This window comes from Nesterenkonia alkaliphila (genome assembly GCF_009758175.1).
GTDB lineage: Bacteria > Actinomycetota > Actinomycetes > Actinomycetales > Micrococcaceae > Nesterenkonia > Nesterenkonia alkaliphila.
Map to the genome: position 1 here is coordinate 1 of NZ_WRPM01000020.1, position 15,611 is coordinate 15,611.

At 61.3% G+C, this 15,611-nt stretch carries 9 protein-coding genes and 3 pseudogenes; 5 read left to right on the forward strand and 7 right to left on the reverse strand.

Going from position 1 to position 15,611, the window contains the following annotated elements:
• Positions 1-13: 13 nt before the first annotated feature.
• Positions 14-292 (reverse strand): IS110 family transposase, encoded by a 279-nt coding sequence (locus tag GNZ21_RS16260; protein WP_373868470.1) that lies wholly within the window; start codon positions 290-292, stop codon positions 14-16.
• Positions 293-696: 404 nt separating this feature from the next.
• Here GNZ21_RS16260 and GNZ21_RS02695 point away from each other — a divergent pair.
• Both GNZ21_RS02695 and GNZ21_RS02700 read left to right on the forward strand, forming a co-directional pair.
• Positions 697-1,628 (forward strand): annotated as a pseudogene (locus GNZ21_RS02695) (transposase).
• Between the two features lie 473 nt (positions 1,629-2,101).
• Positions 2,102-5,386: a beta-phosphoglucomutase family hydrolase gene (locus tag GNZ21_RS02700; protein ID WP_157321122.1), complete on the forward strand. Its 3,285-nt coding sequence runs from the start codon at positions 2,102-2,104 to the stop codon at positions 5,384-5,386.
• Between the two features lie 41 nt (positions 5,387-5,427).
• Here the strand turns inward: GNZ21_RS02700 and GNZ21_RS02705 are convergent, their stop codons facing one another.
• The gene (locus tag GNZ21_RS02705; RefSeq protein ID WP_157321124.1) at positions 5,428-5,976 is read right to left on the reverse strand and encodes a universal stress protein; all 549 of its coding nucleotides are present in this window, start codon (positions 5,974-5,976) and stop codon (positions 5,428-5,430) included.
• A gap of 87 nt (positions 5,977-6,063) precedes the next feature.
• Positions 6,064-7,293: an IS30 family transposase gene (locus GNZ21_RS02710; protein WP_198345957.1), complete on the reverse strand. Its 1,230-nt coding sequence runs from the start codon at positions 7,291-7,293 to the stop codon at positions 6,064-6,066.
• Between the two features lie 91 nt (positions 7,294-7,384).
• Here GNZ21_RS02710 and GNZ21_RS02715 point away from each other — a divergent pair.
• Together GNZ21_RS02715 and GNZ21_RS02720 are read left to right on the forward strand one after the other, a co-directional pair.
• A pseudogene (locus GNZ21_RS02715) lies at positions 7,385-7,870 on the forward strand (IS30 family transposase); the annotation flags it as partial.
• Positions 7,857-8,216, forward strand: a complete 360-nt coding sequence (locus GNZ21_RS02720; RefSeq protein WP_308805475.1) for an FAD-binding oxidoreductase — start codon at positions 7,857-7,859, stop codon at positions 8,214-8,216. The pseudogene GNZ21_RS02715 and the gene GNZ21_RS02720, both read left to right, overlap by 14 nt.
• Positions 8,217-8,748: 532 nt before the next feature.
• Here the strand turns inward: GNZ21_RS02720 and GNZ21_RS02725 are convergent.
• The 4 genes and pseudogenes from GNZ21_RS02725 to GNZ21_RS02745 form a co-directional block, all read right to left on the reverse strand.
• Positions 8,749-8,997, reverse strand: a pseudogene (locus tag GNZ21_RS02725) (IS3 family transposase); the annotation flags it as partial.
• A 428-nt stretch (positions 8,998-9,425) separates the two neighbouring features.
• Positions 9,426-9,926, reverse strand: a complete 501-nt coding sequence (locus tag GNZ21_RS02735) for a recombinase family protein (RefSeq protein WP_373868471.1) — start codon at positions 9,924-9,926, stop codon at positions 9,426-9,428.
• Positions 9,927-10,291: 365 nt separating this feature from the next.
• The gene (locus GNZ21_RS02740; RefSeq protein WP_229659616.1) at positions 10,292-12,985 is read right to left on the reverse strand and encodes a cation-translocating P-type ATPase; all 2,694 of its coding nucleotides are present in this window, start codon (positions 12,983-12,985) and stop codon (positions 10,292-10,294) included.
• A 251-nt stretch (positions 12,986-13,236) separates the two neighbouring features.
• Positions 13,237-14,748 carry a YfcC family protein gene (locus tag GNZ21_RS02745; RefSeq protein ID WP_198345958.1) on the reverse strand — a complete coding sequence of 504 codons (1,512 nt, stop codon included), beginning with the start codon at positions 14,746-14,748 and terminating at the stop codon, positions 13,237-13,239.
• Between the two features lie 225 nt (positions 14,749-14,973).
• On the opposite strand from GNZ21_RS02745, the gene GNZ21_RS02750 reads away from it, so the two are divergent.
• A partial coding sequence (locus tag GNZ21_RS02750; RefSeq protein WP_232532641.1) for an arginine deiminase family protein occupies positions 14,974-15,611 on the forward strand: 638 nt, incomplete at its 3' end.

Below are 15,611 nucleotides of genomic sequence, written 5' to 3' on the forward strand. Positions count from 1 at the left end.
CATAACCCTCAAATTACACGCTTGAAGGATCACCACTCATACACCACACCACCGGACTTGACCCCTCGATGACTTGGTATCCCGTTGCTGCGGCGGCTCGGGAGAGCTGGGCACCGTAGCTTCCTGCGCCTTCAACTACCCAGAGAGCCTCCAGGTCTGCCCCGGTACGACGAGCCGCCCACGCTATCGCCCGTGCTCGTCCAGGGGCGGAGTTCGGGAATGTTTCAGCACACAGGGGTTCCCCAGCGGCAGTGACCACGGCGTAGGTATGTGTTCTGGTGTGGGTCTCCACACCAATGATGAACGGATGAGTTACAGCGACACTATAGTGCGCATAGTGACTGGGCTCCTCTGATTGAGATGGCAATGTTCCAGTCGCTAAGACCGGTGCCGGCCCGGAGGAGGGATCACGTCAAGGCATACCTGTGATGAGCCACGACCCTGCATGGTCGGGCATGCTTCTAATCTCTAATGGTTATTGTCAGGTCTGGTACCCGCTGGCCCTGCGTGTCAGGGTGAGGTGACTCACTTCTGATCCGTCCCGAGCAAAAGCTCAGTGACCTGGGCTTGACGTGTCCTTCATCGCGGGTGGCATCGGCCTGGCCCCTTGCCATGGCTTAATAAAAGCCTGGCCGCGCCCTTACCGGCTGCGTGCCTCATTAGAGATGTGCCTGACAAGAACCCTACTCCAGACCGATGCCACCAGTAACGGCAATCGATGTGGAAAGCAGGATCACCGTCATTGGTATTGACACCCATGCTTGTACCCACACCTACGCGATCATCAACACCACCACAGGGGCACACGCCGGCTGTGAAGCTTTCCCGGTGACTAGCGCTGGCATGAGCCGGGCTATCGCCTGGATCCGCCGCAATACCGGCGGCGCGATCCTAGCTGCGGTCGAGGGAACCAGCTCCTACGGGTCCTCGATCCGGCGGGCACTACACGCCGAGGATGTCGCTGTAGTGGAGGTTAAGCCCCCGAAGAAACCAGCCCGAGCCGGGGTAGGCAAGACTGACCAGATCGACGCGGCAGCGGCCGCGATGAGCGTACTGGGTCGCGACACAGCAAACCTGCTCCAACCCCGCGACGACGGAGAAAGAACCGCGATCAGCGTCCTGTTGGATGCCCGCGGGAGAGTCGAACAGCAACGCACTGCCAACCACAACGCCCTAAATGCCTTAGTGCGTCAGCTCGAGCTGGGCATCGATGCCCGACGAGCCCTGAAGGCTCTGCAGTCCCAGCTGGCCGACCTCGGTGAGCAGCTGGCCCCGGGCCTGCAGTCCCAGCCAGGGTTTGGCCCTGTGACCGTGGGAATTATCCTGGCCACATACTCCCACTCCGGACGGATCCGCTCTGAGGCAGCCTTTGCCGCCCTAGCCGGGGCTGCGCCCTTACAGGCGTCTTCAGGCAACACGATCCGGCATCGGTTGAATCGGAATGGCGACCGGCAATTGAACATGGCCCTTGACGTCATCGCCAAAGTCCGAATGCGCTTCCATGAACAGACCAAGGCCTAGTTGCCAAACGCACCGCCGAGGGGCGCACCTACCGCGAGATCAAACGATCTCTGAAGCGTTACCTCGCCCGCACGATCTTCCGCCAGCTCCAACACCTCATGAGTTGACGACAACCATAAAAGCGCCAGGCCATTGATGTGGGCCGAGTCGGTGCCGGTCACCCACCAGGGCCGGACAGTTCATAGGAAAGACACTCTCAGGGAAGAGAGATCAGTTTTGTCATGAGCCACAACCACGGTGAGGCAACCAACACCAACTCTGCCAGCCGGTCCCGGACCAGCCACTCCTAGACTCACAGTGTTGTTAGGGGAGTTGCCGCGGAAGATCTCAGGCAAGTTGCCCGGATTCAAACTCGTCAAGATAACATTCTGGTGCGTGGTTTCTCTCTGCGGCTACCGTGGCCGTCACGGCAGCGCAGGCCGCCGATTGGGTGGTGCTGGTGCGACAACTCCGAAAGCGGAGACATGGCCAAGCCTGAGCTCCGGGAGATAGTCAACTGCATGGGTGATTCTCGTGCGCCATTCTTTGGCGAAATGCGTAACGCTTACCGAACCGTAACTGAGCGGCTTAACATGGCTGTATGCATCCAGTGACGCGTGCTTCCGCCCTTCACACTTCTAATCGCAGACACCATGTGTGCGACTTCCGGGCCGTCATCTTCGATATGGACGGCGTAGTCACCGATACCGCGCAGGTGCACGCCGCGGCGTGGAAGAAGCTCTTCGACGGCGTGCTGGATGCAGTGGGCCAGCTGCCGGAGAACCGCGATGTGGTCAGGGCTGAGCCGCACCGGCTGGCACCATTCGACATTGCGGACGACTACCTGCGGTTTGTGGATGGTCTGCCTCGCGAGGAGGGGGTGCGTTCGTTCTTCGCCTCCCGCGGCCTGACACTGCCGCAAGACTCTGGCGCCGCCAACGGCGAGCTGAGCGTCGATGCGCTGGCCAGACGTAAGCAGGGATACTTCGATGAGGTGCTGCGCACGGAGGGTGTCGCGGTCTTCCCTGATGCGCTGAAGGCGCTGAAGCAGCTGCGCGGTGCAGGTATTCCGATTGGTCTGGTCACCGCCTCGCGCAACGCTCACACCGTGCTCTCCCAGGCAGAGGTGATCGATTACTTCGGCCACATCGTCGATGGCAGCACCGCGGTGGAGCTTAACCTGCCGGGCAAGCCCCACCCTGCCACGTTCCTCCACGCCGCCCGCCTGCTGGGGGTGGAGCCCCAAGACACGGTGGTGATTGAGGACGCCGTGGCTGGAGTGCAGGCCGCCGTCGCCGGTGACTTCAGCCTGGTGGTCGGGGTCGACCGGCACGGTTCCCCGGAGCGGCTGAGTGAGGCGGGCGCCGTCGTCGTGGATGATGTATCCGCCCTGGATCTGCAGCACTGCGTGACCCGGCCCTACGACCCTGCCTGGGTGCTGGCCTATGACAGCTTCGATCCGGCAGAGGAGGGCACTCGCGAGGCGCTGTGCACCCTGGCGAATGGGTATTGGGGCACCCGTGGCTCGGTGCCGGGCGCCCAGGCCGGGGAGGTGCATTACCCAGGGACCTATGTGGCGGGGGTGTTCAACCGGCTGGCCTCCACAGTTGAGGGCCGCGAGGTGGAGACCGAGCACCTGGTCAATATGCCTGACTGGACGGTGCTCTCAGCGACCCCCGAGGGCGCTGATCCGCTGCTGCCCACCACCGGGCAGCTGATCGAGTATCACCAGGAGCTGGACCTGCGCCGCGGCCTGCTCACCCGCATCCAGCGCTATCAGGATGCCGACGGGCGGATCACCCGACTGATCACCCGGCAGTTCCAGTCCCTGGCCGAGAGGCACATGGCCGGCCTGGAGATGCGCGTGGAGGCGGAGAACTGGTCCGGCGAGCTCACCCTGCGGTCGGTGATCGATGGGCGGGTGGCCAATCGCAACGTCGCCGATGACCACCAGCTCGCCTCCCGCCACCTGCAGCCCGCGGGGGCTCGGGAGGTGGACGGGGCCACCGTCCTGTTGGAGATGATGACCAACAACTCCCAGGTTCGGGTGGCCGTGGCTGCCCGCACCCGCATCACCTGGAACGTCGAAGGCCGCGAGCCCAGCCGCCGGCTCATCGAGGAGGATGACACTGTCATCGGTCACGACATCGGTCTGCACCTGGAGGCTGGGGTTCCGGTGACCCTGGAGAAGATCGCGGCCATCTCCACCAGCCAGGATCCGGCCGTGGCCACCGTGGCGGAGAGCGCGGCCGCGCAGGTGGCTCGTGCGCCGGGCTTCAGGCGGATGCTGAACCGTCACGAAGAGCGGTGGGGGATCATTTGGGCACGTGCTGCTGTGCACATGGATCACCAAGAGATGTACTCACGCGACGACGGCGATGAATGGGCTGGCCTGGATCATGACTGCGCCAATGAACGCCACCAGTTGGCGTTGAATCTGCACACCTTCCACGTGTTCCAGACGGCTTTCGGCTCACATCAGGAGACCGACGTCGCCCTGGGTGCACGTGGCCTGCACGGGGAGGGATATCGCGGCCACATCTTCTGGGATGAGATGTTCATCTACCCCACCCTGACTCTGCGTCGACCTGAATTCACCCGCGGATTGCTGATGTACCGGTACCGGCGGCTGAATGAAGCCCGAGCAAACGCGAGGGCTGAAGGCTACGCCGGGGCGATGTATCCGTGGCAGTCCGGTTCCACCGGGCGGGAAGAGACCCCCAGCGAGCTGTGGAATCCACGTTCGGGTATGTGGATGCCGGATAACTCCCATAATCAGCGCCACGTCTCGCTGGCGGTCGCCTATTCGGTGCTGCGCTACTTCGAGGCCACCGAAGACGAAACGTTCATCTCCAACTTCGGCGGAGAGATGCTGGTGGAGATCTGTCGGTTCTTCGTGTCGCTGGCCCACCACAACCCAGAGACTGGGCGGTGGGAGATCCACGGTGTGATGGGCCCGGACGAATATCACGACGGCTACCCCGATACCCCCGGCTCCGGGCTGCGCAACAACGCCTACACCAACGTGCTGGCCTCCTGGGCGCTGGCGGCCACCGTGCGGCTGCTGCGCTGGATGGACGGCCGAGACGATCCGCTGAGTCAGTGGCTGGACGTCTTTGAGGACGAGCTGCGCCACTGGGAGGACATCGCGGCCAACCTGAAGGTCCCATTCATGGATGACGGGATCATCAGCCAGTTCGATGGCTACGAGGACCTGCTGGAATTCGACTGGGATGACTACCGGGACCGGTATGACAATATTGGCCGGCTGGATCTGATCCTGCAGGCCGAGGGGGACTCCACCAACCGATACAAGCTTTCCAAACAAGCTGATGTGCTGATGCTGCCCTACCTGTTCTCCCTCCAGGAGCTGCAGGAGACCTTGGCGACTATGGGGTACGAGTTCTCGGTGCAGGGTCTGCGGAACACGGTGGACTACTACTTGGCGAGGACCTCCCACGGCTCCACCCTGTCGCGCCTGGTGCATGGCTGGGTGGCAGCCCGCACCGACAGGTCCGCTTCCTGGGCGCTCTTTGCTGAAGCGTTGGAGGCAGACCTGTCCGACACCCAGGGCGGCACCACACGCGAAGGTGTTCACCTAGGTGCGATGGCCGGGACAGTGGATATGGTCATCCGCTGCTTCGCCGGGGTGGAGACGCGGAAAGATAGGCTGCGCCTGAACCCACGGCTGCCCAAGGAACTGCCCGGCGTGCATTTCCAGGTGCGCTTCCGGCATCAGACGATTGACATAGACATCACCCACCAGGAGGTCACCGTCACCCTGCCGGGCTCATCCTCCCAACCGATTCAGCTGTTCGTCGAGGAAAGAGAAGAGACCATGGCCCCCGGTGACACCTCTACAGTGCCACTACACGGCAAGACCTGAGGAAATCTCGCGCCTCGTTATCTCCGATCTGGATGAAAAGGTCAGGCCTCTTCCGGCTGGGGGACCACCATGACGGGGCCTTCACCGCGGAGCAGCAGTCCACGTGAGACCGAGCCGAGCATGGTGCTCCTCAGTCCGCCGAGCCCACGGGTGCCCACTACAATCAGCTGCGCGGTACGGGACTTCTTGCGCAGCACGCTGACCGGGTCGCCGGGCTCCACAGTCGTTGAGACCTCCAGGTCGGGGAAGTGGCCCTTAAACCAGTCACGTTCGGCATCTACGGTTTCCTGCAGCTCAGCCCTGCGCTGCTGGGTGACCTCATCGCCCTGATTGGTCAGCTCCGGGTACCACAGCAGCGCACCATCCAGCGGAGGCAGCACCATGAGAATCTGCAGAGTGACCCCGCGCTCGGAGGCCGCCCGTGCCGCCTGCAGCACCGCTGTGCGGCTATGGGCCGAGCCGTCGATTCCAACGACCACCGGCCCGGAGCTCTCCACCGGGGCGAACCGTGCTGCGCCTTCGCCGTCGTCGTAGTTGCCCGGAATGATGACGGTGGGCGACTTGGCATAGGCCGGCAGAGCCGAAGCCACCGAGCCCAGCAGCTGTCAACGACGGCCGAAAACTGGACACTTATCGACGCGGCGGGTTCTATTCAACGTTGCAACAGTGGTGGGGGTTCACGAGGTTACCAGTGCGGTGAAAACCTCAGCCGGTGTCCGGTCATTCAGGACCCGGCGCGGTCTTGCGTTGAGCTCGTTTTCAACGGCTAGCAGGTGCTCGGGGCTGTGTCTGCTGAGCTCGGTTCCTTTCGGGAAATAGTCACGCAGCAACCCGTTGGTGTTCTCGTTCGAGCCGCGTTGCCATGGCGAACGGGAGTCGCAGAAGTAAACCGGTGCCCCTAAAGTGCTCGTGATCGTCAAGTGCCGAGCCATTTCTGTGCCTTGGTCCCACGTGATTGACCGGACCATGCTCTGCGGCAGGTCTGCCATTCGCATAGCGAGGGCATCGTGCAGGCTGTGCCCGTCACGCTGGGGTAGGTGCAGCAATCGCAGCGTGCGGCTCCGACGTTCCACCAAGGTGCCGATGGCCGAGCCCGCATCCTTGCCGACGATGAGGTCTCCCTCCCAATGGCCGGGCTCGCTGCGATCCTCCGGGGCAAAGGGGCGTTGATGAATCGAGAGCATCGGCTGCTCGAACCGGGGTCGTCGCTGCTGACGGGCCTGGTGAGCCCGGCGATTTTCTCGGCCGGTCCGCAGTGGTGAACGACGATGCGGCGCCAGCGGAGATGGCCGCAGGAAAGCCGATCCCGGCTCGTATATTGCTTGGTAGATACTCTCTGGAGATAACTGCATCCATGGAGCTTCCGGGTACTTAGCGCGCAGATGACGCGAGACTTGCTGAGGGCTCCATCGCTGACGGAGCAGCTCGTCGACCACCCCGGCCAGTTCTGGGCTTGTATGCAGACGCCGCTGGTGGTGACGTGCCCGCTTCGACACGGCTTGCCGGTGAGCCTCGAATGGCCTGTAAGCGCCATCCTTTCGACGATTGCGCCGAAGCTCCCGTGAGATGGTCGATGGGCTGCGAGACATCTCGACGGCGATCGTGCGGATGCTCGTGCCGGCTTGATGCAGATCGGCAAGTTGGATTCGCTCATCCTGGGACAGGAACCGTGCACTGATTCGGCGGACTTCAAGGCGCTGCAGCGGAGCCACGACTCCTACGGCCTGACCGTGACGATAGGTCTTATAGCCATGACTCCAGTTATTCCCAGCACTGCGGGAGACACCGACCTCACGGGCAGCAGCGGCGATCGACCAGCCACGCTCACGCAGCTGCATGAACCGTGCACGCTGAGCCGACAGCGGACGACGCCCCGGCCCCTTCTTCACTCGACGCGATGACAACATGTCCTCCATTCTTCGACATCTGTTGCCACGATGAATAGAAACCACCCCGTCGCTAGGTGTCCAGTATTCACGCGTCGTCGACAACCCCTACATCATCGGCAAGGCCAACCAGTCAGCAATCGGGACCCTGGTGGAGCGGACCACGAACTACACCATGCTGGTCCACCTGCCCGAGGGTTACACCCCCGAGTTGATGCGTGATGCACTGGCCGCGAAGATCAAGACCCTGCCCAAGGCTCTGCGCTCGACCCTGACCTGGGACCAGGGCACGGAGATGACCGAGTGGAAGCGTGTCAGCATCGACGCCGATGTCGAGATCTACTTCGCCGATCCGCATTCGCCCTGGCAGCGCGGCATCAACGAGAACACCAACGGACTGCTACGCCAATACTTCCCCAAAGGCACCGACCTCACCGTCCACAGCGCCGATGACCTCGACTGGGTCGCCGCTGAACTCAACGACCGGCCACGCAAACGACTAGGCTTCAAAAAAACCAATCGAAGAGATCAAACCACTGCTGTTGCAATGAACGCTAGAATCCGCCCTGGGTCGACTGAACCAGGTGCTAGAGATTGACCAGAGCGCCGGTCTGGCGAGAATCCAAGCCGGAGCCCAAGGCCCGGGCCTGGAAGAGCAGCTGAATTCCCAAGGGTGGACGATGGGGCACCAGCCCGACAGCTTCAAACACTCCACACTGGGCGGCTGGATCGCCACCCGATCCTCGGGAATGCAGTCAGATAAATACGGCGACATCGCCGACATCACCCGCGGGATGCGGGTGACACTGCCCGGCAAAGTCGTGACGTTAAGGCCTCGGCCCAGCTACTCCTCCGGACCCAGCGTGCGGGAGATGATTCTGGGCTCCGAAGGCCGCCTGGGGGTGATCACTGAAGCCTGGGTCAACGTCCATCGACTCCCATAGAACTGAGAAATCATCGCGTACCTCTTCCCCACATGGGAGAAAGCCATAGCCGCGATGCACCAGATCTCGGTCTCTGATGCCGGCCTGGACCTCCAGATCGCGCTGTATCGCGGTATAGACCCCGGCCGTCACCTCAACCTCGGCACAGCGCTGCCCGCCCACCGGGAATGGCCAACCCCTCCATGACCGGGAAGACCCGGACATCCAAAAGCCCTCCACACAAGAGTTTTCGACCAGCCTCATGATTGTTCATACGAGCATCGCCGGGGGAGAGGTGGGGAGACAATAGTGATCTTTGAGAGTTCCCCGCCAAATTGGCACAGGTCCACCTAGAGTTCCAGGGCTGCGAGTCCTTCAAGGTCTACATGACTGGCAGGGCGAAGATCGATCACCAGCTCAGGAGAGGCTCGAAACCCGCCACGGTCCAGGATCTTGGTGACGGTTGAGTAACTGCTCCAAGTTAGGCAGCCGCTGATCTTGAGTCTCATCGGCCCTGGGGCCATCTTGACCGGGCCCGGGGTGCTGAGTGGTACTACCTCGATATTGAGCGGCATGTTCCATAGTCGACCTCAGGACTTAGATATCCACTAGCGCCTTGCTGGGCGCTCCTTCCAAAGGAGACTGGGGTCAGTCTGCCAAGTTCCTTCTGTTTCCTCCTTCGGTGGTAGGTGGCCTCGATCCTCGTCACGATTGCCTCTCGCAGCTGTTGGCGGGTGGTCCAGGGGCGGGTGTCGAGGACGTTGTTCTGCAGCAGCGAGTAGAACGACTCCATCGCGGCATTGACGCTCCTATATCTGTCGAGTAACCGCTGAGACCGGCTCTGCGGCAGACGGGGGTTCCTTGATCAGGTGATAAACCTCGCGGATGACATAGCGCTTGAGACATCGAATGATGTCGCGCTTTGACTTTCCTTCTGCGGTCCGGCGGGCAACGTAGGCCTTGGTCAGTTCGTGAAATTGCATCTTCATGATCGCTCCCGGAACGAACGCTGAAGGATCCAGAATCGTTGCGGTACGTGGCGGCGTTCTGTCAGCGCCATTTGGCGACGGCGGTGGCATTTGTTGATGCCCGGGCCGTTCTGGTTTGGCTGCGCCTGCCGAAGGGGGTACTGGGACACCGTTCCCGGTTGTTCTCGCGCTCCCGTACCAGTTTGGAGTTGGGGGCACCGGCCACTGCATGGCGGACCAACTCGGCCACCTGCTCTTGTCCCTACGTCCGCTTGCTCCTCGGGTGGACCACACGTCGCCGAGCCAAAGCGATAGCCTCGCGCTGACGTTCTTTGATCAGTGAACGGTCGAATTCTGCGAGAGCACCCAAAACCGAGAGCATCAGAGTTGCCATGGGGCAGTCCTCTTCAGTGAACACCAGGTTCTCCTTGCAGAACTCCACGCGCACACCCTTGCCCGTGAGTCTCCCCACCACGGAGCGCAGATCCTCAAGGTGACGGGCCAGCCGGTCCATGCTGTGAACGACAACAGTGTCGCGGTCGCGTACGAATCTGATCATCTTCACGAGTTCCGGCCGGTCTGTGTCCATGCCCGAGGCCTCTTCTGTGAATATCCGATCTAAGACCTCGCCGTCGAGCTGGCCTTGGTCGTTCTGGTCGACGGGATTCACCCGCACGTACCCAATGCGCTGCCCGTTCAACCCACTCATTCCTTCGTCACCGACGCACCCTGTCAGGATGAACTCTAGGAGATCCCACCACATGTGCCCATACGCAAAGATATGGACTCTACTCTGACATTCGTCACACAGGATACCTGACGTCAGGCTGGGGTGTGCCCGAACTAGGCATGCCGGGATCCTCCGCAACCTGACAAAGCCATTCGACTATCTGGGTAATCCCCACCGGAAGGCTGCTGCGCCGTTTATATCCAGAATGTCGCCATTTATCGCCAAAAGTCACACCACACCCAGGAACAGTCACCTCCTCTGCGACCCATCGATCCTTCTCTGGCCCGAACGACTTATATAGCGACCCAAGGGGTGCGGGTACTGTCACTGGCGGGACAGATCCGCCATCGAGATAACCCACGCGTAGGGGCGCTCGATGTGGTGTGCATAGGACGCGTTCACCGTTTGGCTAAGAGGTAACGGATCAGTTTTTCCAGCTCGACGATCACCAGGATCGATATCCCCAGGGCGGCACATATCGCCCACTCTGCAGCGGATAGGGACACGAACCCCATCAGTGCGGCGCTGACCGACCAGTTCATTGCTAGCCAGTGCAGCCCCAGGGCGCCTACGGCGGTGAAGAGCAGCAGCGGGTTGCTGAACGGACTCGAGAACACCGACTTGTTTTCGAAGCGGGATGTTTGGACGAAGAAGAAGTTCATCATGATGAACAGGGTCAGTGTCAAGGTTCGGGCGTACTCGTCGGTTCTTCCCGAGTCCAGGGCCCAGGTGAACATGAGGATGGCGGCCAGCCCCATCCATGCGCCGGCGAGCCCGGTGCGGATCCACATTTTTTGATCGAGCACGCCTTCGGCTGCCGAACGCGGCTTGCGTTTGAGTTCATCGCCCTCGGCGGGCTCGAACGCTAGGGCGATGTCTTGCACGCCGTTGGTGACCACGTTGACGAACAGCATCTGGATCGGTAAGAAGATCAATGGCATGTCTGCGTAGACGCTGATCGAGACTGCAATCAGTGAGGCTGCGCCGTTGGCGACCAGGAAGTGGGTGGCTTTGCGGATCGCGTTGAAGGTGACCCGTCCCTGCTCCACCGCGTCCACCACGGTGACGAAATTGTCGTCGGTGAGCACCATGTCGGCTGCTTCGCGGGCGACGTCTGTTCCGGAAGCTCCCATTGCGACTCCGAGCGCGGCAGCTTTGAGTGCTGGTGCGTCGTTGACGCCGTCGCCGGTGACTGCGACGACGTGGTCCTGGGCCTGCAGGACTTCGACGATGCGCCGCTTATCTGCTGGTGTGACCCGGGCAGCTACGCCTACCGTGGTCAGGCGCTGGTAGAGGTCGTCGTCGTTCAGGGTTTGGATTTCGGTGCCGGTTAGCGGTTCCGCCCCGGCCGGTAGTCCCAACTGTTCTGCCACTGATATGGCGGTGGCGGGTTGGTCGCCGGTGATCATCAGGACCCGGATACCGGCGTCGTGGCACTGTGTGATAGCTTCCAGCACCCCGGGCCGCGGCGGGTCGGCCATGCCTTGCAGCCCTAAGAAGGTCAGCCCGGAGGGGGCCGGGAACGCTTCGGTTCCGCCGGGAAGCTGCTCTGCCTGGTGGAGATATCGATAGGCGGTGGCCAGTACGCGCAGCCCCTCGGCGGCCATAGTTTCGTTGGCGGCGCGGACCTGGTCGAGGCCGGAGGGCTCAGGGCCGTTGACGGTCTCCAGGTGCGTGGAGGCGGCGATGAGCGCATCCGGGGCGCCTTTGACGAATAGCACGCGGCGTCCGTCCACCTTCCGCACCGTCTGTGAGAGCCCGAGTTCGGGTTCGTAGGGGGCGTGGGCCAGCGGCGGGGCGAGGAACTCGTCACGGGTGACCGCTTCCCACCGCAGAGCAGCTTTGGCCATCGCAGCGTCTACTGCGTCACCGCTGAAGTTCTCCGGATCATCAGCCAGCGGCCGGGCCTCATTGGTCAGTGCCCCGGCGCGCAGCACCAGACGCGTGTTGGGGTCAAGTTGCTGGCCGGGTGCGTTGAGGGTGTTCAGATCGGTGGTGCCGGCTGGGGTCCGTACCTGCTGGACGGTCAGCTCGTTCATGGTCAGCGTGCCGGTCTTGTCGCTGCCGATCATGGTGGTTGAGCCCAGCGTTTCGACTGCCGGTAGATGCCGGACCAAGGCGTTGCGTTTGGCCATGCGGGACACGCCCACGCTCATCGCCACGGTCAACACAATCGGTAGTGATTCCGGTAGCGAGGCGACCGCCAGGGCGACCACGGTGAGGAACATTTCACCAAGCTCGTTGCCCAGCAGGATGCCCGAGACGAACAACACCGCGGAGACGGCAACGATGATGATGCCGATCTTCTTTTCAAGGTCATTGGTCAGTTCCTGCAGCGGCGTCTTGCCGGTGGGGCCCTTGACCATTTCGGAGATCGCGCCGAGTTCGGTGTCGGTGCCGGTGGCAACAACCATCGCGCGGGCGCGGCCTGAGCGCACCAGGGTTCCGGAGAACGCCATGCTGGTGCGATCAGCGATGGGCGCAGCTGCGTCGACAGCGGCGGTGTCCTTAGTGACGGCGTCGGACTCACCGGTGAGCATGGACTCGTCGACCTGCAGGTGGGTCGCTGAAAACAGGCGCACATCAGCTGGGACCTTATTGCCGGACTCCAGCAGCACCGTGTCGCCGGGGACGAGATCCTCGGCGGGCAGGGTGATCGACTTCCCGTCTCGGATGACCGTGGATGACGGGGCGCTCAGCTGCGCCAGTGCCTGAACATCGCGGGCTGCTTTGCGTTCCTGCCAGAACCCCAGGGAGGCGTTCAGAATGAGGATCAGTGCGATCGCGCCGGCGTCGGCGTACTCCTGCAGCAGCAGAGTGATCACAAACGCGACCAGCAGAATGCCGATCATCGGAGAGACGAATTGGCACAGTAGGGTGATGACCCAGGACTCAGCCTTGGCGGCCTCGATTCGGTTGGGGCCGTAGCGTTCTAACCGTTGCCCGGCCGCGGCGGCGTCGAGCCCTTCAGCGTCTGTCTCCAAAAGCTTGAAGGTCTCGGCGGTGGAGAGGCTGTGCCAGGGCTCTCCGGCTGCGGTGTCGGTGCTGCTCGTGGGACCGTCCCCGCTTCGCATTCCCCGTTCTCTGTGCACTCATCGAATCCTTCCGCGTCGTGCTAGTCGATTACTACCAGTGTTCGAGAAATCCACTCTGGTTGGCCTGTGGCAGCAAGCCACGAAGGGGCAGCTGCTGTCGCCTGTGGGCTTCGAGGTTCCATGTTCTCGACATCGACGCACACCTACTCAATTGGTGTGCAACGGAGCCTACGTGCTCAGGCCGGTCAGAAGTCGTGGGTCCGAAGGACTAGGTTGAGCTAGCGCACCCCCGAGCGGTGAATCCAGCTTTAGGGGAGTGCGACGAACGCGTCCAGTGACAGGAAAACGATAATGAGGAGTGCCAGGATCCCTAAGAGAGGTCCAATGAATCTCAGGTAGGTTCCATACCCGACCTTCGCCAGAGCAAGGCCGCCCATAACTACTGCAGAGGTGGGGGTGAAGAGGTTGATCCACCCGGAGGCGGACTGGAATGCTGTCACGACGACTTCACGGTCGAGGCCGGCGAAATCCGCCAGGGGTGCTAGAACCGGCATGGCTAAGGTGGCATGGCCCGAACTGGAGGGCACCAAGAAGGCTAGGGGGACGTTGAGGAGGAACATCAGCGGACCGAACAACCAGCCAGGCGCACCCACGATAGCATTCTCGAGTGCGTTGAGGACAGTGTCGGTGATCTCGGAGTTGTTCATGATGACCGTGACGCCGCGAGCGAGGATGATGATCAGGCCGGCACTGATGAAGTCGCCGGCGCCGGAGACCATGTTGTTTGTGAGGGTTTTCTCGCTCATGCCCGCCACCAGGCCCACGACAATGGTCATGACAACGAACAATGCAGCCAGCTCTGGGAAGTACCAATCCAGCTGCCATACGTAGGAGTCGGTATCAGGTCCTTGAAGAATTTGTGCCCACGGAATGATTGAAAAGATCATCATTGCAAACGTCAGCGTCAGAAGTGTGAGGATGATCTTGCGTCGCACGGTCAGGTTCAGGACCGCGGTGACCTTTTCCTCGTCGTTGGGATCAATGCCCATCAGCGAGCGGTCTGGATCGCGCTTCACCCGAGTTGCGTAGCGGGCGACGTAACCGATGGTGATAGCGGTCAGGGCGATCAACATTATCGCGCGTAGGGTTACGCCTTCCCCCATCGATATATCCGCGGCATCCGAGGCTACGCCGGTGGCGAAGGGGTTGAATGTCGATGCGAGCGTCCCGATACCTGCACCGAACAGGATCACAGAGGCTGCCACGAGTCGGTCGTATCCGAGAGCCAGTATGATCGGAACGACAAGTGCGTAGAAGCCCAGGGTTTCTTCGGCCATGCCCATTGTCGTGCCGCCCAAGGCGAACAGCACCATGAGGATCACGATCAGCGGTATTCCGCGATTTCCGAACTTCTGGCTCACCCTTCCTAGACCGGCGTCAATTGCTCCAGACTTCATCGTGACTGTGATGAACATGCCAACGGCAAGCACAAAGAGAAACACCCCGGCGGAGCCGAAAAGTTCACCTATCTCGTAGGCGCCAACGACCCCTGTTTCTTCACTTTGGACCCCGTAGAGACCATGGATTGGTGCCATGAAGAGGTCATAGAGACGATCTCCGAGCGGTATCTCAACGTCGGTTCGCTCGTATGACCCCGGCATCGGACGGCCGGTGTCCGGGTCAGCGGCGTAGCTTCCAGTGGGAATAAAAAACGCCGCCACCCAAACGGCGACGGCGACCAGCGCAACGATGGTGTAAGCGCTGGGGAATCGAAATCCACCGGTTTTCTTTTTCCCCACGTCAGTGTCGGTTTTGTCCACGATGACCGCCCTTCTAAACAACAGAGGAAGAGTTGCTAAACAACAGGAGGAAGATTTGGTCCGCTATTGCTGCGGCGCAGTACGACTGCTAGCGTGCTGTCTACGACTTTAGCAGTGTCTATCCGGCCCTTCAAGAGTTCTAAACAGCCAGAGCTCCAGGGCCTAGAATCCGCTAGAACTCAATATGGGTTTGAAGTCAAATTTCTGATAGGGAGTTAATTGGTCATGGCCCCAAAACTTGAGGTGAACTCTGAAGTAGGCCCCTTGCGGGAAGTGATTGTGCATCGACCAGGTCTGGAATTGGAGCGACTGACTCCAAGCAACCGGGAAGATTTTTTGTTTGATGACGTGCTTTGGGTTAAGAACGCGCGACTTGAGCACGACGCATTTGTAGATGCTCTCCGTCAGCACGGTGTCGTGGTCCATCTGCTTGAAGATCTACTCACCGAGACTGTGGCCTTGGCCCCAGCAAAGAAACACATTCTGGATACGATCTTGGACGACCGCGTCCACGGGCCAGATTTGGTCGAACCCCTGAGGGATTTGTTCGAGCAAATGGATCCTGCATCCCTGGTGGAGCATTTGATCGCGGGGATCTCCAAGCGCGAGGTCTTGGAGAAGATGCAAGGGGGGTCCTCGATGGTATTGCGGTCATTGGGGATCGATGACTTTGTTCTGCCGCCTTTGCCGAACCATTTCTTCGCCCGAGATGCGTCCGCGTGGATCTATGACGGTGTGACCGTTAATTCGATGCGCAAGAAGGCGCGCAAACGTGAAACGATCAACTACGAGGCGGTATACGGGCTATTCACCGTTGAGCGTGGAGTCCCTGTTGGTGGGGGATCCTGCGGCGTCGGCGTGTC

What these genes read in the sequence shown, in the direction of transcription:
- GNZ21_RS02700 (WP_157321122.1), top strand. Translation starts at nt 2,102, where the DNA reads ATGCATCCAGTGACGCGTGCTTCCGCCCTTCACACTTCTAATCGCAGA.
- GNZ21_RS02710 (WP_198345957.1), bottom strand. Translation starts at nt 7,293, where the DNA reads ATGTTGTCATCGCGTCGAGTGAAGAAGGGGCCGGGGCGTCGTCCGCTG.
- GNZ21_RS02735 (WP_373868471.1), bottom strand. Translation starts at nt 9,926, where the DNA reads ATGTGGTGGGATCTCCTAGAGTTCATCCTGACAGGGTGCGTCGGTGAC.